This is a genomic window from Saccharothrix sp. ALI-22-I (assembly GCF_001984175.1).
Classification (GTDB): Bacteria; Actinomycetota; Actinomycetes; order Mycobacteriales; family Pseudonocardiaceae; genus Actinosynnema.
On sequence record NZ_MTQP01000066.1, the window covers coordinates 740,956 to 762,800 of the forward strand.

At 70.5% G+C, this 21,845-nt stretch carries 16 protein-coding genes; 6 read left to right on the forward strand and 10 right to left on the reverse strand.

Going from position 1 to position 21,845, the window contains the following annotated elements; genetic code table 11:
* The first annotated feature begins 26 nt into the window (after positions 1 to 26).
* Both ALI22I_RS31705 and ALI22I_RS31710 read left to right on the forward strand, forming a co-directional pair.
* On the forward strand, positions 27 to 554 hold the full coding sequence (locus ALI22I_RS31705; RefSeq protein ID WP_077009170.1) for a GbsR/MarR family transcriptional regulator: 528 nt from the start codon (positions 27 to 29) through the stop codon (positions 552 to 554).
* 185 nt (positions 555 to 739) lie between these two features.
* Positions 740 to 2,545: a S8 family serine peptidase gene (locus ALI22I_RS31710; protein ID WP_077009171.1), complete on the forward strand. Its 1,806-nt coding sequence runs from the start codon at positions 740 to 742 to the stop codon at positions 2,543 to 2,545.
* A gap of 94 nt (positions 2,546 to 2,639) precedes the next feature.
* Here the strand turns inward: ALI22I_RS31710 and mshC are convergent, their stop codons facing one another.
* On the reverse strand, positions 2,640 to 3,878 hold the full coding sequence (gene mshC / locus ALI22I_RS31715) for a cysteine--1-D-myo-inosityl 2-amino-2-deoxy-alpha-D-glucopyranoside ligase (protein WP_077009172.1): 1,239 nt from the start codon (positions 3,876 to 3,878) through the stop codon (positions 2,640 to 2,642).
* Positions 3,879 to 3,975: 97 nt separating this feature from the next.
* On the opposite strand from mshC, the gene ALI22I_RS31720 reads away from it, so the two are divergent.
* The 3 genes from ALI22I_RS31720 to ALI22I_RS31730 all read left to right on the forward strand — a co-directional run bounded on the left by ALI22I_RS31720 (position 3,976) and on the right by ALI22I_RS31730 (position 8,139).
* Positions 3,976 to 4,836: an SPFH domain-containing protein gene (locus tag ALI22I_RS31720; RefSeq protein WP_077009357.1), complete on the forward strand. Its 861-nt coding sequence runs from the start codon at positions 3,976 to 3,978 to the stop codon at positions 4,834 to 4,836.
* A gap of 70 nt (positions 4,837 to 4,906) precedes the next feature.
* Complete coding sequence (gene ctaD / locus ALI22I_RS31725; RefSeq protein WP_077009173.1) at positions 4,907 to 6,697, forward strand: aa3-type cytochrome oxidase subunit I; 1,791 nt, start codon at positions 4,907 to 4,909, stop codon at positions 6,695 to 6,697.
* Between the two features lie 119 nt (positions 6,698 to 6,816).
* Entirely contained in the window at positions 6,817 to 8,139 is a 1,323-nt protein-coding gene (locus tag ALI22I_RS31730; RefSeq protein WP_083752162.1) for an FG-GAP-like repeat-containing protein, read from the forward strand.
* A gap of 45 nt (positions 8,140 to 8,184) precedes the next feature.
* Here ALI22I_RS31730 and ALI22I_RS31735 read toward each other — a convergent pair whose 3' ends face one another.
* From ALI22I_RS31735 to fabG, 9 genes are all read right to left on the reverse strand, one after another.
* Entirely contained in the window at positions 8,185 to 10,119 is a 1,935-nt protein-coding gene (locus ALI22I_RS31735; RefSeq protein ID WP_077009174.1) for a vWA domain-containing protein, read from the reverse strand.
* The gene (locus ALI22I_RS31740; protein ID WP_077009175.1) at positions 10,116 to 11,501 is read right to left on the reverse strand and encodes a sigma 54-interacting transcriptional regulator; all 1,386 of its coding nucleotides are present in this window, start codon (positions 11,499 to 11,501) and stop codon (positions 10,116 to 10,118) included. Before ALI22I_RS31740 ends, ALI22I_RS31735 begins: the two co-directional genes overlap by 4 nt.
* Positions 11,502 to 11,838: 337 nt before the next feature.
* Complete coding sequence (locus ALI22I_RS31745; protein WP_238598678.1) at positions 11,839 to 12,699, reverse strand: aminoglycoside phosphotransferase family protein; 861 nt, start codon at positions 12,697 to 12,699, stop codon at positions 11,839 to 11,841.
* A gap of 113 nt (positions 12,700 to 12,812) precedes the next feature.
* Complete coding sequence (locus ALI22I_RS31750; RefSeq protein ID WP_338013520.1) at positions 12,813 to 14,486, reverse strand: glycoside hydrolase family 6 protein; 1,674 nt, start codon at positions 14,484 to 14,486, stop codon at positions 12,813 to 12,815.
* Positions 14,487 to 15,044: 558 nt separating this feature from the next.
* Positions 15,045 to 15,842: a hypothetical protein gene (locus tag ALI22I_RS31755; protein WP_077009177.1), complete on the reverse strand. Its 798-nt coding sequence runs from the start codon at positions 15,840 to 15,842 to the stop codon at positions 15,045 to 15,047.
* A gap of 32 nt (positions 15,843 to 15,874) precedes the next feature.
* Positions 15,875 to 16,348, reverse strand: a complete 474-nt coding sequence (locus tag ALI22I_RS31760; RefSeq protein WP_143532528.1) for a YcxB family protein — start codon at positions 16,346 to 16,348, stop codon at positions 15,875 to 15,877.
* Positions 16,345 to 17,388, reverse strand: coding sequence for a ferrochelatase (locus ALI22I_RS31765; RefSeq protein ID WP_077009179.1), 1,044 nt, complete (start codon positions 17,386 to 17,388; stop codon positions 16,345 to 16,347). The genes ALI22I_RS31760 and ALI22I_RS31765 overlap by 4 nt, the downstream gene beginning before the upstream one ends.
* Before the next feature lie 105 nt (positions 17,389 to 17,493).
* Entirely contained in the window at positions 17,494 to 18,261 is a 768-nt protein-coding gene (fabI, locus tag ALI22I_RS31770; RefSeq protein ID WP_077009180.1) for an enoyl-ACP reductase FabI, read from the reverse strand.
* 60 nt (positions 18,262 to 18,321) lie between these two features.
* Positions 18,322 to 19,026 carry a beta-ketoacyl-ACP reductase gene (fabG, locus tag ALI22I_RS31775; protein ID WP_077009181.1) on the reverse strand — a complete coding sequence of 235 codons (705 nt, stop codon included), beginning with the start codon at positions 19,024 to 19,026 and terminating at the stop codon, positions 18,322 to 18,324.
* 86 nt (positions 19,027 to 19,112) lie between these two features.
* Between fabG and ALI22I_RS31780 the strand changes: the two genes are divergently transcribed.
* Complete coding sequence (locus ALI22I_RS31780; protein ID WP_077009182.1) at positions 19,113 to 21,788, forward strand: FAD-binding and (Fe-S)-binding domain-containing protein; 2,676 nt, start codon at positions 19,113 to 19,115, stop codon at positions 21,786 to 21,788.
* Positions 21,789 to 21,845: the final 57 nt, after the last annotated feature.

Consider the following 21,845-nt stretch of genomic DNA (forward strand, 5'->3'; position numbering starts at 1 on the left):
GTGGACTACGAAGGGATGATCCGGCGGTGACACAAGTGGGCGAGCGTGACGATCAGGCGGTGCTGCGCTTCATCGAGCGCTTCTCCTCGGTGTTCGCCCAGTCCGGTATGCCGAGGATGCCGTCCCGGGTGTTCGTCGCCCTGCTGGCCAGCGACTCCGGCGAGATGACCGCCGCCGAGCTGGCCGACCTGCTCCAGGTCTCCCCCGCCGCGATCTCCGGCGCGGTCCGGTACCTCACCCAGGTGAGCCTGGTCAGCCGGGAACGGGAGACCGGCTCCCGCCGTGACCTCTACCGCGTGCTCGACGACCTCTGGTACGAGGCGCTGTTCCGCCGTGACGAGATGCTCCGCCGCATGACGGGCCCCCTCAAGGAGGGCGTCACCGCGCTCGGCGCCGAGACGCCCGCGGGCAAGCGCATCGCCGAGACGTTGATGTTCTTCGAGTTCTTCCACGCCGAGTTGCCGAACCTGCTCAAGCAGTGGCGGGTGTACCGGGACGAGCACCTGGGCTCGGATCGGTCCTGGATCCACCCGATCGGACCCGATTCACCGTAGTGATCGGGTGCGATTCGACGTAGTTACGACTAACGGGGCTACTCGGGAGTCGGTTTTGTCCCGACCATGCATATGACCAGGTCGCTCCACCCGTTCGCGCGAACGTCCCCAACCCTGCACGCCCGGCCGACCGCCGCACCCGCCGCGCTCGGCCGCGCAGCCCTGCCCTGAGGGAGAACCCTGACATGGGAGACGCCCGCACAACCAGACGATTGGCCGTCCTCGGCTTGGCCGCTGTGTCGGCCGCCGCGTTGGCCTTCGCGAACACCGGAGTGGCGGCGGCCGAGGGCACCGTGCTCGGCGCCGAACGCGCCGACGCCGTCCCCGGTTCCTACATCGTGGCCCTGAACGAGGCCGTGTCGCCGCGGTCGGCGTCCGCGTCGGCCGCGTCCTCGCTGGTCGACAAGTACGGCGGCCAGGTCCGCGTGGCCTGGCAGCACGCGATCAACGGCTTCCACGCCACCCTGTCCGCCACCCAGGCCAGGCGGCTCGCCGCCGACCCGCGGGTGGCGTTCGTGCAGGCCGACCTGCCGGTGTCGCTGGACGCGACCCAGCCGAACCCGCCGTCGTGGGGCATCGACCGGATCGACCAGCGCGACCTGCCGCTGGACGCGTCCTACACCTACTCGACGCCCGCGAGCAACGTGCGGGCGTACATCATCGACACCGGTATCCGGACCACGCACCAGGACTTCGGCGGCCGCGCCACCTGGGGCTTCAACTCCGTTGACACCAACAACACCGACTGCAACGGCCACGGCACCCACGTCGCCGGCACCGTCGGTGGCACCGCGCACGGCGTGGCCAAGGGCGTGCAGCTCATCGCGGTCAAGGTGCTCAACTGCGCCGGCTCCGGCACCACGGCGGGCGTGGTGAACGGCGTCAACTGGGTCACCCAGAACGCCGTGAAGCCGGCGGTCGCGAACATGTCGCTGGGCGGCGGCGTGGACACCGCGCTGGACACCGCGGTGCGCAACTCCATCGCCTCGGGCGTCACGTACGCGGTGGCGTCGGGCAATTCGAACGCCAACGCGTGCAACTACTCCCCGGCGCGTGTCGCCGAGGCGCTGAGCGTGAACGCCTCGACCCGCACCGACGCGCGTGCGTCGTTCTCGAACTTCGGCACCTGCACCGACATCTTCGCGCCCGGCGAGGGCATCACGTCGGCGTGGATGACCAACGACACCTCCACCAACACCATCAGCGGCACGTCGATGGCGTCGCCGCACGTCGCCGGCGCGGCCGCGCTGTACCTGGCGGCCAACCCGACGGCGACCCCGCCGACGGTGAACGCGGCCGTCGTCGCCGCCGCGACCTCGGACAAGATCACCAGCCCGGGCACCGGCTCGCCGAACAAGCTGCTCTACACCGGCACCGGCGCCCCCGGCGCCCCGTCGGTGGTCAACCCGGGTAACCAGACGACCACCGTCGGCACCGCGGTCAACCTGCAGCTGACCGCCGCCGGCGGCACCGCGCCGTACACGTTCTCGGCCACCGGGCTGCCCGCCGGCCTGTCGATCAGCGCGGCCGGCGTCATCTCCGGCACGCCGACGACCGTCGGCTCCTCCTCGGTGACCGCGACCGTGACCGACTCGGCGTCCGCCACCGGCAGCGCCACCTTCACGTGGACGGTCGCGGCGGTCGGCACCGGGTGCGACCCGGTGACCAACGGCACCGACGTGGCCATCGGCGACAACTCCGACGTCAGCAGCACGATCACGCTGAGCTGCGGCGGCACCGCGTCGGCCACCACGACCGTGGCGGTCGACATCCGGCACACCTACAAGGGTGACCTGATCGTGGATCTGGTCGCGCCCGACGGCACCGTCTACAACCTGCACAACCGCACTGGTGGCGGCACCGACAACATCATCCAGACCTTCACCGTGAACGCCTCGTCCGAGGCCGCCGCGGGCGCCTGGAAGCTGCGCGTCCGTGACCAGGCACTCCTGGACACCGGCACGCTCACCAGCTGGACGCTCGACGTCTGAACCGACTGACAGGTGGGGCCGCCTCTTCGGGGGCGGCTCCATTCTCGTGCGGCGGAATCCTCGTGCGGCGGAATCCTCGTGCGGCGGACGTCCGCTACAGCTCGACACCCAGCAGCGAGTCGACGGCCGCGCGGAACAGCGTCGGTCCCGTGGCGTCCGAACCGCCGGTGGACAGCGCCTGCGCCGCCCACGCGTCCAACGCCGCCAGCGCCCGAGGCGTGTCGAGGTCGTCGCTCAGGTGGTCGCGGAGGCGGGCGACGGTGTCCACCGCGCTCGGGCCCGACGGCAGCGCCGCCGCACGACGCCACGTCGCCAGTCTGGCCTCGGCCGAGGCCAGCAGCTCGGCGCTCCACGGCCGGTCGGCGCGGTAGTGGCCGGCGAACAGCGCCAGCCGGACCGCGTTCGGATCGACCTTCTCCGCCCGCAGCTTGGACACGAACACCAGGTTGCCGCGGGACTTGGACATCTTCTCGCCGTCCAGCCCGATCATGCCCGCGTGCACGTAGTGCCGCGCGAACGGGTGCTCGCCGGTCACCGCCTCGGCGTGCGCGGCGGAGAACTCGTGGTGCGGGAAGATCAGGTCCGACCCGCCGCCCTGGACGTCGAACGACGTGCCGAGGCGGTTCAACGCGATCGCGCTGCACTCGATGTGCCAGCCGGGCCGGCCCGCGCCCAGCTCTGAGGGCCACGACGGTTCGCCCGGTCGGGCGGCACGCCACAGCAGGGCGTCCAACGGGTCGCGCTTGCCGGGCCGGTCCGGGTCGCCGCCGCGCTCGGCGAAGAACCGGTTCATCGTCTCCAGGTCGTAGTTCGACTCGTAGCCGAACCGACCCGTCGCCGACCGGTCGAAGTACACGTCCGGGTACTCCGGGTCGTCCACCTTGTACGCGACGCCACCGGTCATGAGCTTCGCGATGGCCTCGACCACCTCGGGGATCGCCTCGACGGCCCCGATGTACTCGCGCGGCGGCAGCACCCGCAGCGCCACCATGTCCTCGCGGAACAGCGCGGTCTCGCGCATGCCCAGCACGACCCAGTCGTCCTGGTCCCGCTCCGCCCGTTCCAGCAGCGGGTCGTCGATGTCGGTGACGTTCTGCACGTAGTGCACGTCGTGGCCGTTGTCCAGCCACACCCGGTGGACCAGGTCGAACGCCAGGTAGGTGGCCGCGTGCCCCAGGTGCGTGGCGTCGTACGGGGTGATGCCGCAGACGTACAGCCTGGCGGTGTCACCGGGGGCGGTCGGGCGCACCTCGCCGGCGGCGGTGTCGAACAGCCGCAGCGGACGCGGCTCTCCCGCTACCCGCGGGACTGGAGTAGATGACCAGGTCTGCATGTGAACGACCCTAACTCGCCCGTGGACCGACGGGAGAACGTCCACCTGCCGGGACGTCGGCGTACCCTCTGACCAGGAGACCTGGGAGATGGTCGCGATGATCCTGGACATCGTCATCGGCGTGCTGAGCGTGCTCGGGCTCGGGCTGGCCAGTAGCGCCCGCGTGGTGAAGCAGTACGAACAGGGTTTGATCTTCCGCTTCGGCAGGGTGCGGCCGGCGCTGCGCGGGCCGGGGTTGACCATGGTGGTGCCGGGCATCGACCGGCTCCGGAAGGTCAACCTGCAGATCGTCACCCAGCCGATCCCGGCGCAGGACGGCATCACCCGCGACAACGTCACCGTGCGCGTGGACGCGGTCGTCTACTTCAAGGTGGTCGACCCGGTGCGGGCCGTGGTCAACGTCGAGGACTACCGGTTCGCCATGCTCCAGGTCGCGCAGACGTCGTTGCGCTCGATCATCGGCAAGAGCGAGTTGGACGATCTGCTGTCCAACCGGGAACGCCTCAACCAGGGCCTGGAGCTGATGATCGACAACCCCGCGGTGGCCTGGGGCATCGAGATCGACCGGGTCGAGATCAAGGACGTGGCGCTGCCGGAGAGCATGAAGCGGTCCATGTCGCGGCAGGCCGAGGCGGAGCGGGAACGGCGGGCGCGGGTCATCACCGCGGACGGCGAGTTGCAGGCGTCGAAGAAGCTGTCCGAGGCCGCCGCGGCGATGGCCGCGACACCTGCCGCGCTGCAACTCCGGCTGCTCCAGACGATCGTGGAGGTGGCGGCGGAGAAGAACTCGACGCTGGTGCTGCCCTTCCCGGTCGAGTTGCTGCGCTTCCTCGAACGGTCGTCCAACGCGATAGAACAGCAGGTCAAGGCAGCCGCGCCGGAACAGGTCACGGCGACCGCGCCGGAGCAGGGCACGGCACCGGAACGGGAGCGGATCACGGCGCCCGAGCGCCGCTGAGCGTTTGCCCCGTGCCCCCGACCGGAGGAGCATGTGGGCTGGCTCACGTCGTTGGGACGAGGGAGGCGGCATGACCGCTCTCAAGCCGGAACCGGTGATCACCCACCCGGGCGCGGCCCGACGACGGCCGAAGGGCGCCGTGCTGCTGGGTCTGTTCCGGACGACGGACCCGAAGCAGATCGGCCTGCTCTACCTGACCACGTCGTTCATGTTCTTCATGGCCGGCGGCGCGATGGCGCTGCTGATCCGCGGCGAGCTGGCCCGGCCGGGCCTGCAGTTCCTGTCGACCGAGCAGTACAACCAGCTGTTCACCATGCACGGCACGATCATGCTGCTGCTGTACGCGACGCCGATCCTGTTCGGTTTCGCCAACTACATCCTGCCGTTGCAGATCGGCGCGCCGGACGTGGCGTTCCCCCGGCTCAACGCGTTCTCGTACTGGCTGTTCCTGTTCGGCGGGCTGACCGTGATGGCCGGGTTCCTCACGCCGGGCGGCGCGGCGGACTTCGGCTGGACCGGCTACACGCCGTTGAGCAGCGCGGTGCACGCGCCGGGCATCGGGCCGGACCTGTGGATCATGGGCCTGGCGGTGTCCGGTCTCGGCACGATCCTGGGCGGCGTCAACATGGTGACCACGGTGTGCTGCCTGCGCGCGCCGGGCATGACGATGTTCCGGATGCCGATCTTCACCTGGAACATCTTCGTCACCAGCATCCTGATCCTGCTGGCGTTCCCGATCCTCACCGCGGCCCTGATGGGACTGGCGGCCGACCGGCACCTGGGCGCGCACGTGTTCGACCCCTCCAACGGCGGGGTGATCCTGTGGCAGCACCTGTTCTGGTTCTTCGGCCACCCCGAGGTCTACATCGTGGCGCTGCCGTTCTTCGGGATCGTCAGCGAGATCTTCCCGGTGTTCAGCCGGAAACCCCTGTTCGGCTACAAGGGACTGGTGTTCGCCACGTTCGCGATCGCCGCGCTGTCGGTGGCGGTGTGGGCGCACCACATGTTCGCCACCGGCGCGGTGCTGCTGCCGTTCTTCTCGCTGATGACGTTCCTGATCGCGGTGCCGACCGGCATCAAGTTCTTCAACTGGATCGGCACCATGTGGAAGGGGCAGATCACCCTGGAGACACCGATGCTGTTCAGCGTCGGGTTCCTCATCACGTTCCTGCTCGGCGGGCTGACCGGCATCATCCTGGCCTCGCCGCCGCTGGACTTCCACGTCACCGACACGTACTTCGTGGTGGCGCACTTCCACTACGTGCTGTTCGGCACGATCGTGTTCGCCACCTACGCGGGGCTGTACTTCTGGTTCCCGAAGATGACCGGGCGGATGCTCAACGAAGCGCTGGGCAAGCTGCACTTCTGGACCACGTTCCTCGGCTTCCACCTGACGTTCCTGATCCAGCACTGGCTGGGCAACATCGGCATGCCGCGCCGGTACGCCGACTACCTGCCCAGCGACGGTTTCACCCTGCTGAACACCATCTCCACCATCGGGGCATTCCTGCTGGGCGCGTCCGTGCTGCCGTTCGTGTGGAACGTGCTGCGCAGCTACCGGTTCGGCGACCCGGCCGAAGGCGACGACCCGTGGGGCTTCGGCAACTCGCTCGAATGGGCGACGACGTGCCCGCCGCCGCGGCACAACTTCACCGAACTGCCCCGCATCCGGTCCGAGCGGCCCGCGTTCGAGCTGCACTACCCGCACATGGTGGAGCGGATGCGCGACGAGTCGCACTTCTCGCTCACCGCCAGGGGAATGCGCCGGGCACACCCGGACGAGACGACCGAGAAGGCCCTCGCCTCGACCGAACGTGAACGCGAGACGAAGGACGAGGTCAAGGACGACCGGCGCGACTGAGCCTGCGTGGTGTAGGGCGTTCGCCGGACAGTCGAGCGGTCGTCGCCTTCCTACTGTGGTGTGGCCTGCCGGGACGAACCGGCTTGCCACGTATCACAGGACCATGGGGAGGACCTCGAATGTCACAGGGGAGAACGGCACGATTCCGAGCCGCCACCAGTGCTTGTCTGATCGCCGCGACCGGACTGGCGTCGGTCGTCTTCGCGTCACCGGCGCACGCGGCGCCGTCGTTCCAGCTGCCGTTCGAGTGCGGGCAGGAGTGGCGGCTGGACACCTGGGCGCACAGCCCCGCGCTGGACATGGTGCGCGAGCCGGACCAGGTCGGCACGCTGGGCGCGGCGCTGCTGGCGCCGGCGGCCGGCACGGTGAACAAGTCCACCTACCACGACAACGCCGGCCACATGATCCAGATCAACCACGGCGGCGGCCACTTCACCACCTACCTGCACCTGGACTCGCGTGCGGTCGGGGTCGGCGCGCGGGTCGCGCAGGGCCAGCTGATCGGACGGGTCGGCAAGAGCGGGCCCACCTCGAACGGCCACCCGCACCTGCACTACGAGCAGGGTTTCGACGCCAACGGCGACGGCAGCGCCACCTGGGGGTACGCCGGCGCGGAACGCGTCGCCGCGGTGTTCGACGGTGTCACCTACACCGGGTCGTCGCGAACCTGGCGCAACGTCACCAGCCGCAACTGCGGCGAAGAGGCCGACCTCGAACGGGTGTCGGACTTCAGCGGTGACGGCCACTCCGACGTGCTCGGCGTCAACGCCGCCGGTGACCTGCTCTACTACCCGAACAACGGCCTGGCCCTCTCAGCGCCCAAGGAGATCGGGCACGGCTGGGCCGCCTTCAAGCACGTCATGGCCGCCGACTTCAGCGGCGACGGGCACGCGGACGTGCTCGGCGTCGACGCCGCGGGTGACCTGCTCTACTACCCGAACAACGGCTTGGCGCTCTCCACGCCCAAGGAGATCGGACATGGCTGGGGCGGGTTCAAGCACGTCATGGCCGCCGACTTCAGCGGCGACGGACACGCCGACGTGCTCGGCGTCGACGCCGCGGGTGACCTCTGGTACTACCCCAACAACGGCCTGGCGCTCTCCACGCCCAAGCAGCTCGGACACGGCTGGGGCGGGTTCAAGCACGTCATGGCCGCCGACTTCAGCGGCGACGGACACGCCGACGTGCTCGGCGTCGACGCCGCGGGTGACCTCTGGTACTACCCCAACAACGGCCTGGCGCTCTCCACGCCCAAGCAGCTCGGACACGGCTGGGGCGCGTTCAGCCAGGTCTTCGCCTCCGACTTCAGCGGCGACGGGCACGCCGACGTCCTCGGCGTCAACGCCGAAGGCGACCTCTCGTACTACCCCAACAACAAACTGGCGCTCTCCACGCCCAAGCAGCTCGGACACGGCTGGGGCGCGTTCCCGCACGTGATGTGAACTCGGGGTGGCGCGGACCCGGCCGGGAACGCGCCACGTCCCCCGTCAACGACGCTTTCGCGACCTCAGGTAGTCGCTGACGACCGCCGCGCCCAGACCGTCCTCCCCCGGCGCGACGACCCGACCACCGGACCGCCGGGCCACCGTGTCCACGAACCTGGTCAGCCTCGGGTCGTCGCCCAGCCGGAACACCGTGATCGACGCGCCCAGCCGGGCCAGCGCGTCCACCTCGACCAGGGTCTTGCCGATGGTCCGCTCCAGCGGCGGGTAGTGGAACTCCGCGTCGCCGGTCGCCTCCAGGTGCGCGGTCGGCTCGCCGTCGGTCACCACCAGCACCACCGGCTGCGCGTCGGGGTGCCGGCGCACGTGCCGACCGGCCAGCAGCAGCGCGTGGTGCAGGTTCGTGCCCTGCTCCCACACCCCTTCCAACGCGGTCAGCCGGCCGATGTCGACGGTCTCGGCGTGCCGGCCGAACGTGATCAGCTCCAGCGCGTCGGTGCGGAACCTGGTGCGCACCAGGTGGTGCAGCGCCAGCGCGGTGCGCTTCATCGGCACCCACCGACCGTCCTGCACCATCGACCAGGACGTGTCCACGCACAACGCGACCGCCGCGCGCGACCGCTGTTCGGTCTCGCTGACCTCGACGTCCACCACGTCCAACTTCACCGGGCGGCCGGCCGACCGCAGCACCGCGTTGGTGACGGTGCGCGGCACGTTCCACGGCTCGGTGTCGCCGAACTGCCACGGCCGCGTGGACCCGATCAGCTCACCGGCGGCGCCGGCCGACGAGTTGTCCCGCTGCCCCTGCTCCCGCGCGCTGTCGATCACGCCGCGCAACGCCGTCTCGCCCAACCGCCGCAACGCCTTCGGCGTCAACCGCAGCGAACCGTCCGGCGCGCGTTCCAGCAGGTTCTGCTGTCGCAGCTCGCGTTCCAGCTCGGCCAACCGCCGCGCGTCCACCCCGGCCTCGTCACCGAGCTGCCGGACCAGCGCCTCCAGGTCGATGTCCTCCAGCCGCGCGCCCGGGTAGGACTGCGCCAACTGCTCGGCCAACGCGTCCAGCTCGGCCAGGTCCGCCATCGCCTGCGCGCCTTCGCCCAACCCCATCGGGTTGTTGCCGCGGAACCGCGCCGACCCGTCCCAGTCCTCCCCCGGCCGCAGCCCCTGCAACAACGAGTCCAATTGGGACAGCTGCGAGCCGACGCCGGTGTTCCCGAATGCCTGCTGCGACAACGCCGACAGCTCCTCGCGCTGCTGGTCGGTCATCGAGTTCATCATCCGCTGGGCGGCGGCGGACCGGGCGGCCAGCGCGTCGATCAGCTCGTCCACCGAGCGCGGGTTCTCCGGGAAGAACTCGCCGTGCTCGCGCATGAACTGCTCGAACCGCTCGGCTGTGTCCTCACCGGCGGCGTGCGCGGCGAGCAGCGCGTTCAGGTCGTTCAGCATCGACTGGATGCGCTGCACGTCCTCGGGCCGGACGTTCTCCATGGCCTGTTTCATGCCCTGGAACCGCTGGTCCATCAGCTCGCGGCCGAGCATGTTCTGGATCTTCTCGTAGGACTCGCGGGCCTGCGGCGACCGCCAGTCGTACTCGCCCAGCTCGCGCACCGCCGCCGCGGTCGACTGCGGCAACGCGTCCAGCTGGGCCTCGCGGAACCGCGCGTCGTCGTCCGGGTCCGGGAACAGCGCCGCCCGTTCGGCCTCCAACGCCTGCTCCAGCAGCCGCTGGATCTCCTGCAGCGTGCCGTCCAGCCGGTTGCGCCTGGTCAGCGCGGCGCGTTTCTGCCACAGCCGCGCGGTCAGGTCGTCCAGACCGCGCGTGCCGGTCACGCCCCGGCGCAGCAGCTCGCGCAGCGCCGAATCGGGTGAGGCGCCCTCCATGACCTCGCGGCCCAGCTCGTCCATGGCCGCCCGCAGGTCCGTCGGCGGGGCCAGCGGGTCCGGCCCGTCTACGTAGCGGCCGTACCGGTAACTGCTCATCCGTACACCGTCCGGTCGTCGTCGCTGTCCTTGGACAGCTGACGGGTGAGGTAGAGCGATTCCAACGCCAGCTCGACGGCCGACGCGATGCGTCCCGCCGGGTCCTTGGGTCCCGCGCCGACCCGCTGCGCCACCTCGTGCAGCACGGGCAGCTCCGGCAGGGCGGCCAGCAGGTCGAGGGCGGGCACGCGTTCACCGGTGGCCACCGGGTGGCCGTCGGACACCAGCTCGGCCAACGGGCGCAGGTTGATCCCCGCGAACGTCGAGCGCGCCGTGTCCGCGATCGCCCGGCGCAGCAGGTGGGTCAGCACCTCCTGCTCGCGGCCCTCCTCACCGGCCTCGAACTCCAGCTTGCCGCGCAGCACCTCGGGCACCGACTCCAGGTCGATCGGGCGGGCGATGGGCGGGTTCTCGCCGATCAGCGCGCTGCGCCGGAGGGCACTCGCGGCCACCGTCTCGGCCGCCGCGACCGCGAACCGGGCCGACACGCCGGAGCGCTGGTCGATCGCGGACGACTCGCGCAGGTGCCGCACGAACCGGGCGATGACCTCCAGCAGGTGGTCGCCCACCTCGGCGACGAGGCCGGCCTCCTGGCGGACCAGGTCGATCTCGGCGCCGATCTCCAGTGGGTAGTGGGTGCGGATCTCGGCGCCGAACCGGTCCTTGAGCGGGGTGATGATCCGGCCGCGGTTGGTGTAGTCCTCGGGGTTGGCGGTGGCGACGAGCAGCACGTCCAGCGGGAGCCGCAGCGTGTAGCCGCGGATCTGGATGTCGCGCTCCTCCATCACGTTCAGCAACGCCACCTGGATGCGTTCGGCCAGGTCGGGGAGCTCGTTGACGGCGATGACGCCGCGGTGCGAGCGCGGCAGCAGGCCGTAGTGGATGGTCTCCGGGTCGCCGAGGCTGCGGCCCTGCGCGACCTTGACCGGGTCGACGTCGCCAACCAGGTCGCCGACGCTGGTGTCCGGCGTGGCCAGCTTCTCGGCGAACCGCTCGTCGCGGTGCTTCCAGGTCACGGGCAGCTCGTCACCCAGCTCCTGGGCCCGGCGTTTGGACTCGGGCGTGATCGGGTCGAGCGGGTGCTCGTTCAACTCGGCGCCCGCGATCACCGGCGTCCACTCGTCCAGCAGCCCGACGAGCGTGCGCAGCAGACGGGTCTTGCCCTGCCCGCGTTCACCGAGGAGCACCACGTCGTGGCCCGCGAGCAACGCGCGCTCCAACTGCGGGAGCACGGTGCGGTCGAAGCCCACGATGCCGGGCCACGGGTCACGGCCCTCACGAAGGGCGGCCAGCAGGTTTTCCCGGATCTCGGCCTTCACCCCGCGCGGCAGGTAGCCTGCCGCCCGGAGCGCGCCTGCGGTGGTGGGGAGCTCAGAGGTCACTCCAACGAAGTTACGCACCGATCGCCCGTCGGTCGATGTGGAGCAGCTCCACCCGGGCGGAACGCAACGGGGGCGTAACGAAACCCCAGGTGAAGACGTTTCGGCTACCGACGCTTGACTTAACGAAGACCTCGCCGCCCGGACGCTCCGCCGCGATCACCTGGAAGTGATGCTCGGGGAAGCGACGCCCTGAAAGCGCTGCCTGGACATGACTCGCCAAAGCGACGGCCCGGAATTGTCGGACCTCGCCGGTGAATCACGAATAGCGATCTCCCTGGCGGGGACTCCTGCGCAGCATTCGCCGGGTTGGCCGTCGCCGAGTGCGCCGGGGCGAGCGTCAGCGGGCCAGGGTGAGTAGTTCGGTCAGCGCGGGTTTGTTGTCCAGGTAGGCGATGGCGTTCATCGGGGCCAGCACCCGGCACCACTCGTGCAGGCGGTCGGGGTCGAGGCCTGCGGCTTTGGCGACGCGTGTGCCGCGTGCCTCCACGCCCTCGCGGCCGGCGGCGTCCAGGACGTAGTCCACTACGTCGAAGCACGGGTCGCCTACGCACGCCCGCGGATCGATCGCCACCAGGCCGCGGGATGGGCCGCCGTCCAGGACGTTGCCCAGGTGCAGGTCGCCGTGCAGCAGCACGCGTGGCTGGGTGTCGAGTAGGGCGCGGCAGCGGGTGAGGGCTCGGTCCCAGGTGGGCTGGGTGATGTGTGCGGCGACGGCGGGGTCGGACAGGCGGCGGCCGATCCGGGTGAAGGCCTCCTCGCAGCGGTCGCGCAGGTCCAGCCGGTCGCCGTCGGGATCGGGCACTGTGTGCAATGCCGCCGCCAGCTCGGCCCACTCCTCCGGTGACGGTGGGGTCGGCAGTTCGTCGGCCATCGTGCCCGGTCGGATCGCCTCCATCAGCAGAACGCCGGGGGCCTCGGCCAGGACGGCGGGTACGCGTCCGGACGGGGCGAACAAGCGCAGCACGGCGGCTTGTTCGGCGAGGAAAGTGACGTCCGGGCTGAGTTTGAGCGCTGCGGGCAGGCCGTCCGACGAGCAGGCCACGACGACCGACGACGCTCCCTGCGGCATCATCCCGCCCAGCGTGAGGCCCCAGCGGTCGGCGACACGGGAGGCCAACGCGGGTGCATCCGCGCACCACTCGGCGACGGACGGGCCGAACCGGAGCGCCAGTCGGGCGGTGATCTCGTCGATGTCCACTCAGGCCACGCTATGACCGGGCACAAGCGAATTAACGCCCGTAGGCGGCGTCCGGAGTGGACGCCGCCTACGGGGAGTGCGGTTGTTCGGTTGTGGTGCCAGTCAGCCGATGGTCACAGCGCCGGGTAGGCGTTGCGCATGAGCTCCTGGAACTGGGCCGAGAACCAGTGGCCCGACAGCGGGGCGTTGGCCAGCGCACCGGAGAGGTTGTTGCCGTTGCGCGGGTTGCCGGTGTACGTCGGGTCGCACATCCGGTCGAAGCCCTTGCCCTCGTCGTTCGGGATCTGGGTGCTCGAACCGTCGGACTCACCCGGCGGCTTGATCCAGACGTAGGCGTCGATGTTCGGGCGCGGCGCCGCCTTCGGGCGCTCGCCGAGACCGGCACCGGACTGGTTGCACCAGTTGCCCTTCTGGATGCGGCGGTCGATGCGCGACTCGTTGACGTAGGTCGTCGGGTCGGTCGAGGTCGACTTGGCCGTCGGCCGGGCGGAACCGCCCCAGCCGTTGCGCGAGGTGTCGATCAGCATGCCGATGTTGGAGTTGAAGCCGTTCTTGATCAACTCGTCGCGGAACGCGGTGGCGAAGCTGAGCTCACCGTTGTGGTCGTTCCAGTCGACCCACTTCGACACTTCCTTGACCGGACGGCCGCCGACGACGTCGTCGACCTTCCAGAACGGCTCCTCCAACACGGAGTAGTTCGCGGTGTTCGTGATGAACCCGTGGACGTCGTCCTTGGTGGCGCCTTCACGACCGATGACCGAAGCCATCATCCTGGCCGAGGCCTGGAAGTTGTCGTACTCCGGAACCGGGTCGCTCCAGCCGATCCAGCCGTGGTGGCCGGAGTCCAGGTAGTTGTAGACGTTCGGGATGTCGCCGAGCTTGGACACCGCGTACGCCACACCGTTCTGGTAGTTCTGGTTCGCCTTCATCGTGTCGCAGTTGGCCGTGGCCGTTGCGCGCGGCGAGACGTTGGTGACGAGGTTCGGCAGCGAGTCGATCTCGATCACCGCGACGATCCGCAGCCGGGCGTAAGCCGGCCGGGCCAGGATGCCCGCGATCTTGTCGATGTACTCGGTGCGGTAGCGGCCGATGTCGTTCGGGCCGAGCTCGCCGTTGGACGCCAGCGCCGCGCAGTCACGACCGGGCAGGTTGTAGATCACAACCTGGAAGACCAGCTGACCGTTGGGGTTCGCGGACAGCTGGGTGACGGCCTCGTCGAGGTGGTTCGCCAGCCCCATGGTGCCGGTGGTCGGCGAGCCGTTGCCGTCGATCGCGCTGATCCGGTCCATCCACACACCCGTGGGCTGGTTCGCGATCCGCGAGCCACCGGACTCCGCACGGGCACGAGCCGCCCACTGCGGGTTGACGTACACGCCCGCACCGACGTACGGGTTGTCCACGCGGGTGCCCGGGTTCGGGTTACCGGTGGTCGTCGTCGTGGTGGACGTGCTGGTCGACGTGGTGGTGCTGGTGGGGACGACGTCCCCCGTGCAGACCGTCCCGTTGAGGCGGAACTGCGCGGGCACCGGGTTGGACCCGGTCCACGAGCCGTTGAAGCCGGGCGTCACCGACGTGCCGGTGCCCAGGTTCGGGCTCCACGAGGGGTTGCGGACCGTCACGCGGCTCCCGGACTGGGAGAACACGCCGTTCCAACCGCTCTGGACCGTCTGGCCGGCGGCGAAGTCCCACTCCAACGTCCAACCGCCGGAGATGGCGTCACCCAGGTTGGTGACCGTGACGCTGGCGCCGAATCCGCCTTGCCACTGATTCGTGATCGAATACGCCACCCGGCAACCGGGAGCAGCATTGGCAGTGGCTCCTGAAGCCACCACCCCGGCAACGGACAGGGCCGCCACCGAGGTAACCGCCAACGCCCCGGTGAGTTTCCGGGAACGTACAAACGTGCGCAGACTCATGCATCGCCTCCTTGCGAGCAACCCGCCATCTGGGAGCGCTCCCAGCACATCCCGCCGAATCGGGATTCGACGCAAGACCGAAACAGCCGCCTGGGAGCGCTCCCAGACGTACGGTAACGCACGACATGTCCTGTTGACGAGGGGTTGACCTGGACATAATCCGCGTCTATACCCGTGCGCGTACCCTGCCCCAGGCCGCTGACCTGCAGGTTTCAGCACTTCGTTTACCGATGGGATTATCGGTTCGAGGTCAGCCGGAATCGATTCGGAGGGCAAACGGCGGCGACTCGGATCACCTGTTCAGCCGATTACGCGCAATGTTCCGGGAGCAGTTCGCCGTCGAATATTCGACACGGCGCCACGCGATCAAAGAACCAGGCAATCAGAAGATCATCGAATGGTTGTCGAACATTCGACGACCAATTCCGCCTAATGGCGGCCGGCCGCCTGATCCGAAAGGACCCGGACGGCTTCGTCCACCGCCGCCAGCCGTGCCCGCCGCACGGCCTCGGACAACGGCCGCAGCGCTTCGTCCCGAGCCCGCGTCGCGGTCGCCGAGACCGCCCCGCCGGGCGCGTCGGAGGCCGCCACGGTGAGGATCGCGGCGACTTCGGAGGCCCGCTGCAGAACGCGCAGCGCCCGCGGCGGCATCCCGGCCGGCCACTCCACCTTCGAGTGCTCCGCGGACAGCCCGGCGATCTCGGCCCGCACGTTGGGCCGGTGCCGCGCCACGTCCAACGTCACCAGCGCGGTGGCGGCCTCGCGCATCGCCGACGCCAAGCCGTGCTCGGCCTCGCCGATGGGCACGTACTCGGCGGTGGGCGCGCCCGGCAGGTCGAACACCGTCCACCGCATCACCCCGTCGGCCACCAGGTTGGGCACCAGGCCCACGCCGACGTCGGGCAGCACGGCGGCCTGGCCCGCGCGCAGCGCACACTTGTTGAGCGGACCGTTCCCGCCCAGCCCGCGCACGTCACCGGGCACGGGGATCACCAACCGGGCGGTGGTGGCCGAGGCGCGGCGCAGCGACGCCAGCAGCAGGGCGGGGCCTACCGGGACCTCGTCGGGGCCGGGCAGGTCGAGCGCGGTCGCGGTGCCGTCGTCATCGGCGACCACTTCGTGCATCTCGGCCCAGAACCCCAAGGCGTCGAGGACGTCGTCGGCCGCGGCCGCACCATGCAGCCAGGCTGACGTCCAGACGACCAGCGTCGCACTCGCACAGGACACGCCTACCGAGGGTACGCGGGCACCCGAACGGGTCAGGCCGCCGGGCCGACGTGTTCGACCAGCAGGGAGCGGAACTCCGCCACCGCGTCGGCGTCGGGGAACGCGCGGTGCGGCACGGCGTACACCGCGGTCGTGCCGGTCCTGAGCACGAAACCGCGCGCCGTCTCCACCCAACCGGGCAGTTCGGCCCAGCTCAGTTCGCTGCGCGCCGCCTCGCCGACGGACATCCGCAGCGAGTGCTCGTCCGCCGTGCCGGTCACGGTCTTGGCCGCCAGCGGGTGGTTGTGGAAGTTCACCGCGGTGCCCACCGGGACGAGTGCGATGATGATCACAGCGAGGACGAGCCCGAACACGCCCGCCAACGTCATGCCCATCACCAGCACGACGACGCCCAGCGCGGCGAGCGCCGCGGCGAACCACGGCGCCCACCGGTACAGCGGCACCGCGATGCGCAGCGCGTCACGCCAGTCCCCCGGTCGGGGCGACCAGCTGAAATCCACGCTCACCGGCGAGCCCCCGGCGTCGGCCGCTTCGCGGGCTCGCAGCACAGCGTGGCGCAGAACGCCCCGTTGGTGGTGCACCCGAGGGCCGGGAAGTCCGACAGCTTGCGCACGGGTGCGTCCGCCAGGTGCTCGGCGACGAGTTCGGCCACGAGTTGGGCGAACCGCGGGTCGTCGTTGGGCGTGGCCGCGCGGGCGAAGCCCATACCCAGCTCCTGGGCACGCTCACGGGCCTCGGTGTCGAGGTCCCACACCACTTCCAGGTGATCGCTGACGAACCCGATCGGGCACACCACCACGTTCCGCACACCCTTGTCGTACAGGGTCTCGATGTGGTCCACGACGTCCGGCTCCAGCCACGGGATCTGCGGCGGCCCGGACCGCGACTGCCACACCACGTCGTAATCGGACAGCCCGACAGCCTCCGCGACCAGCCGGGACGCCTCGGCGACCTGCCGCGAGTAGAGGTGCCCGCCGCCCTCGGGCGGTCCGGCGGCCTTGTCCGCCGACACCGGCACCGAGTGCGCGGTGAACACCAGGCGGTACTCGTCACCCGGCCCGACGGGCAGGCGGGACGCGGCGGCGCGCACGGAGTCCGCGAACGACTCGACGAACAGCGGGTGGTCGAAGAACTGGCGCAGCTTCACCAGCTCGGGGGCGTCCTCGACGGCCGCCCGCGCCCGCAGGATGTCCTCGTCGTACTGCCGGCACGCCGAGTAGCCGCCGTAGGCGCTGGTCGGGAAGACGAGGGCCCGCTTGACACCGGCGGCCTTCATCTCGGCCAGCGTGTCCTCGACCATCGGGTGCCAGTTGCGGTTGCCGAAGTAGATCGGCAGGTCCACCAGACCGCGCACCGCCTCGATCGCGGCGAGGTTGAGCGCGTTGATCGGGGACACGCCGCCGAAGTGCTGGTAGTGCTGCTCCACCTCGTCCAGCCGCTCGGGCGGGACACCCCGGCCGCGGGTCACGTTCTCCAGGAAGGGGCGGACGTCCTCGGGGCCTTCCGGTCCGCCGAAGGACAGCCAGAGCAGCGCGTCGTAACTCACCCGGACATCCTCGCGCCGGCACCCCGGGGCCGCACAACCGGGTCGGCGTGATCGTCCGCACGCCGACCCGGACTCCGTGCGTTACCGGGCTTGGAGAACCGGGCTTCAGAGCCCGAGGAAGTGCACGCCGCCGTCGACGAACACCATCGAACCGGTGGTGGCCGGGAACCAGTCGGACAACATCCCGCACACCGACTGGGCGACCGGCGTCGGGTCGTCCACGTTCCAGCCCAGCGGCGCCTTCTCGGCCCACATGGACTCCAGCTCCGCGAAGCCGGGGATCGACTTGGCGGCCATCGTGCGCACCGGGCCCGCCGAGACGAGGTTCACCCGGATGCCCTGCGGGCCCAGGTCACGGGCCAGGTAGCGGTTGATCGACTCGAACGCCGCCTTGGCCGCGCCCATCCAGTTGTAGGCGGGCCACGCCTGGCGGGCGTCGAAGTCCAGGCCGACCACCGACGCGCCGCGGCCCATCAGCGGCAGCGTGGCCTGCACCAGCGCCTTGTAGGAGTACGCGGAGACGTGCATGGCCGTGGCCACGTCCTCCCACGGCGCGTCCATGAACGGCGCGCCCAGGCACGACGGCGGGGCGTAGCCGATCGCGTGCACGACGCCGTCCAGACCGTCCACGTGCTCGCGCACCCGGTCGGCCAGCGAGTCCAGGTGCTCCTGGTTCTGCACGTCGAGCTCGACCACCGGCGCGACCTGCGGCAGGCGCTTGGCGATGCGCTCCACCAGGCTCATCCGGCCGAAGCCGGTGAGCACGACCTGGGCGCCCTGCTCCTGCGCGACCCTGGCCACGTGGAAGGCGATCGACGCGTCCGTGATCACCCCGGTGATCAGCAGCCGCTTGCCTTCGAGCAGTCCCGTCACTGAAACGTCCTCCGAGAATGTTGTGCTTGGTACTTCGAAGTACTTCGAGCCCGGTGGCTCTCAGTGGCCCATGCCGAGGCCGCCGTCCACCGGCAGCACCGCGCCGGTGATGTAGGCGGCGGCGTCGGAGGCCAGGAACGTGACGGCGGCGGCGATCTCGTCGGTCGTGCCGTACCGGCCCGACGGCACCTGGGCCAGGATCTGCTTCTTGCGGTCCTCGGGCAGCGCGTCGGTCATGTCCGTGGTGATGAACCCGGGCGCGACGACGTTCGCGGTGATGTTGCGGGTGCCCAGCTCGCGGGCGATCGACCGGGCCACGCCCACCAGGCCCGCCTTGCTGGCCGCGTAGTTGACCTGGCCCGCGCCGCCGGTGAGGCCGACCACGGAGGAGATGAACACGATCCGGCCGTAGCGCTTGCGCAGCATGCCCCTGGACGCGCGCTGGGCGACCCGGAACGCGCCGGTCAGGTTGGCGTCGAGGACGCGGGTGAACTGCTCGTCGGTCATCCGCAGCAGCAGGGTGTCGTCGGTGATGCCCGCGTTGGCCACGACCACCTCGACCGGCCCGTGCGCGGCCTCGACCTCGGCGAACGCCGCGTCCACCTCGGCGGAACTGGTCACGTCGCACTTGACGCCGAGCAGCCCCTCGGGCGCGCCGGAGCCGCGGTGCGTCACCGCGACCTTGTCGCCCTGCGCCGCGAACGCCCGCGCGATCGCCAGACCGATGCCCCGGTTGCCGCCGGTGACCAGAACGGACCTCGACACGCTTGCTCCCATCGCTGCTGGTTGATGCGGGTGCGAGGCTATCCCCTACCCCTAAGTACGCCACCATTGGCCGGGGGTGGATCACAATGGTCAGGGTGACCGCTTTCGCCGAACACCTCCGGGCCGCGGTGGACGGCGACGTACTCGCCGATCCCGCCGACCGCGCCCTCTACTCCGTCGACGCCTCCAACTACCGCCACGTGCCCTCGGTCGTGGTCCGGCCCCGGTCGGTGGAAGGGGTGGTGGCGGCGGTCGGTGTGGCGGTCGAGCACAACGTGCCGATCACCAACCGGGGTGCGGGCACCTCGATCGCGGGCAACTCGGCGGGGGCCGGGTTGGTGATCGACTTCTCCCGTTATCTCGATCAGGTGGTCTCGGTGGACCCGGTCGAGCGGATCGCGGTGGTGCAGCCGGGGCTGGTGCTGGACCGGCTGAACGACGCCGTCCGGCCGCACGGGCTGGTGTTCGGGCCGGACCCGTCCACGCACTCGCGCTGCACGCTCGGCGGGATGATCGGCAACGACGCGTGCGGTTCGCACTCCGTCGCCTGGGGCAAGACCAGCGACAACGTGCACGCGTTGGACGTGCTGCTGGCGGACGGCCGGCGGTTCGACACGCGCACTCCCCCGCCGCTGGACCTGCCGGCCGTGGACCCGGCGTGGTTCCCCGCGCTGGACCGGCGGGTGTCCGGGTACCGGCTGGACGCGCTGCCGGACCTGACCAGGGCGTTGGTCGGCTCCGAGGGCACGTGCGTGACCGTGCTCGGCGCGACGGTGAAGCTGGTGGAGGCGCCGCCGCGCCGGGTGCTGGCGGTGCTCGGGTTCGACGGCCCGTACGACGCCGCCGACCTGGCCCCGGCGCTGCGCGACCTGGACGTGCTCACGGTCGAGGGCCTGAACATCGAGCTGGCGCGGGCGGCGGGTGACGGGCTGCGGCTGCTGCCGCGTGGCGACAGCTGGCTGTTCGTGGAGACGACCGAGGACGCGGTCGCGCACCGGGCCGCCGGGCTCGCGCCGCACTCGGTGGTGGTGACCGATCCGGGACGGCAGCGCACGCTGTGGCGGGTGCGGGAGGACGGCGCGGGTCTGGCGACCCGGATGGCGGACGGTGGCGAGGCGTGGGCCGGGTGGGAGGACGCGGCCGTGCCGCCCGAGCGGTTGGGCGCGTACCTGCGGGAGTTCGACGCGTTGTTGGCCGGGCACGGCAGGCGCGGCGTCACGTACGGGCACTACGGCGAGGGCTGCGTCCACGTGCGGATCGACTTCGACTTCGCGCGCGGGCACCGGTCGTTCCTGGAGGACGCGGCGGATCTGGTGGTGGCGCACGGCGGGTCGTTGTCCGGTGAGCACGGCGACGGGCAGGCCCGGTCGGAGCTGCTGCCCCGGATGTACCCGCCGGCCGCGATCACCGCGTTCGGGCGGTTCAAGGCGGCGTTCGACCCGGACAACCGGATGAACCCGGGCCGGATCGTCGCGCCCGCGAAGCTGGACGAGGACCTGCGGGTGCTGGTCGCTCCCCCGGTGATCCCGACCCGGGCCCGGTTGGCGTTGCACGCCGACAGCGGTGATTTCGCGGCGGCGACGCGGCGGTGCGTCGGCGTGGGCAAGTGCCTGAACACGTCCGGTGGGGTGATGTGCCCGAGCTACCGGGCCACGCGGGAGGAGAAGCACTCCACCCGCGGCAGGGCGCGGTTGCTGTTCGAGATGATGGGCGGGCAGGTGGTGCGCGACGGGTGGCGGTCGGAGGAGGTCCGGGACGCGCTGGACCTGTGCCTGGGCTGCAAGGGGTGCAAGCGGGACTGCCCGGTGGACGTGGACATGGCCACGTACAAGGCGGAGTTCCTGCACCACCACTACCGGGGGCGGGTGCGGCCGGCGGCGCACTACTCGATGGGCTGGCTGCCGTTGTGGTTGCGGCTGGGGTTGGTGAACGGGGTGAGTGCCCGGTTCAGCCGGTTCGGCGGTGTGACACCGGAGAGGTCGCTGCCGACGCCGGTGCGGTCGTTCCAGTCGCGGTTCGCCCCTGTCGTCCACGGCGGAACCGTGAATCGGGCAACGGCCGGTGATCGGGTGCTGCTGTTCCCGGACACGTTCACCAACCACTTCGAGCCGGGGATCGGCTTCGACGCGGCGGCGGTGCTCGGGCACGCCGGGCAGGGGGTGGAGGTGCCCAAGTCGGCGGTGTGCTGCGGGTTGACGTGGTTCTCCACCGGGCAGTTGGGCATGGCGCGGCGGGTGATCCGGCGGACTGCCCGGGCGCTGCGGCGGTGGACGGCGGACGGCGTGCCGGTGATCGGGTTGGAGCCGAGTTGCACGGCGTTCCTGCGTTCCGACGCGTTGGAGGTCGCCGGCGACGACCCTGATGTGATGCGGCTGGCGAAGTCGGTGCGGACGTTCGCCGAACACGTGTCGCCGCTGCTGGAGCCGTTGTCGGGCAGCGAGCGGGCGGTGGTGCAGCCGCACTGCCACCAGTACGCCGAGCTGGGGTTGGACGCCGACCGGGAGTTGCTGGCGAAGGCCGGGGTGAGCGCGTCGATGCTGGAGGGGTGCTGCGGTCTGGCGGGCAACTTCGGCTTCGAACGCGGGCATTACGACGTGTCGATGGCGGTGGGCGAGCAGACCCTGTTCCCCGCCGTGCGGGCCGCCGATGCGGACACGGCGATCGTGGCCGACGGCTTCAGCTGCCGCACCCAGGTCCGCCACGGCTCCGACACCGAACCCGTCCACACCGCCACCCTGCTACGGCGCCGACTAGGCATCTGACCCACCCGCGTGTCCAACACTCAGAACGCGCGTGTCCAACGTTCGGAACGGCCGTGT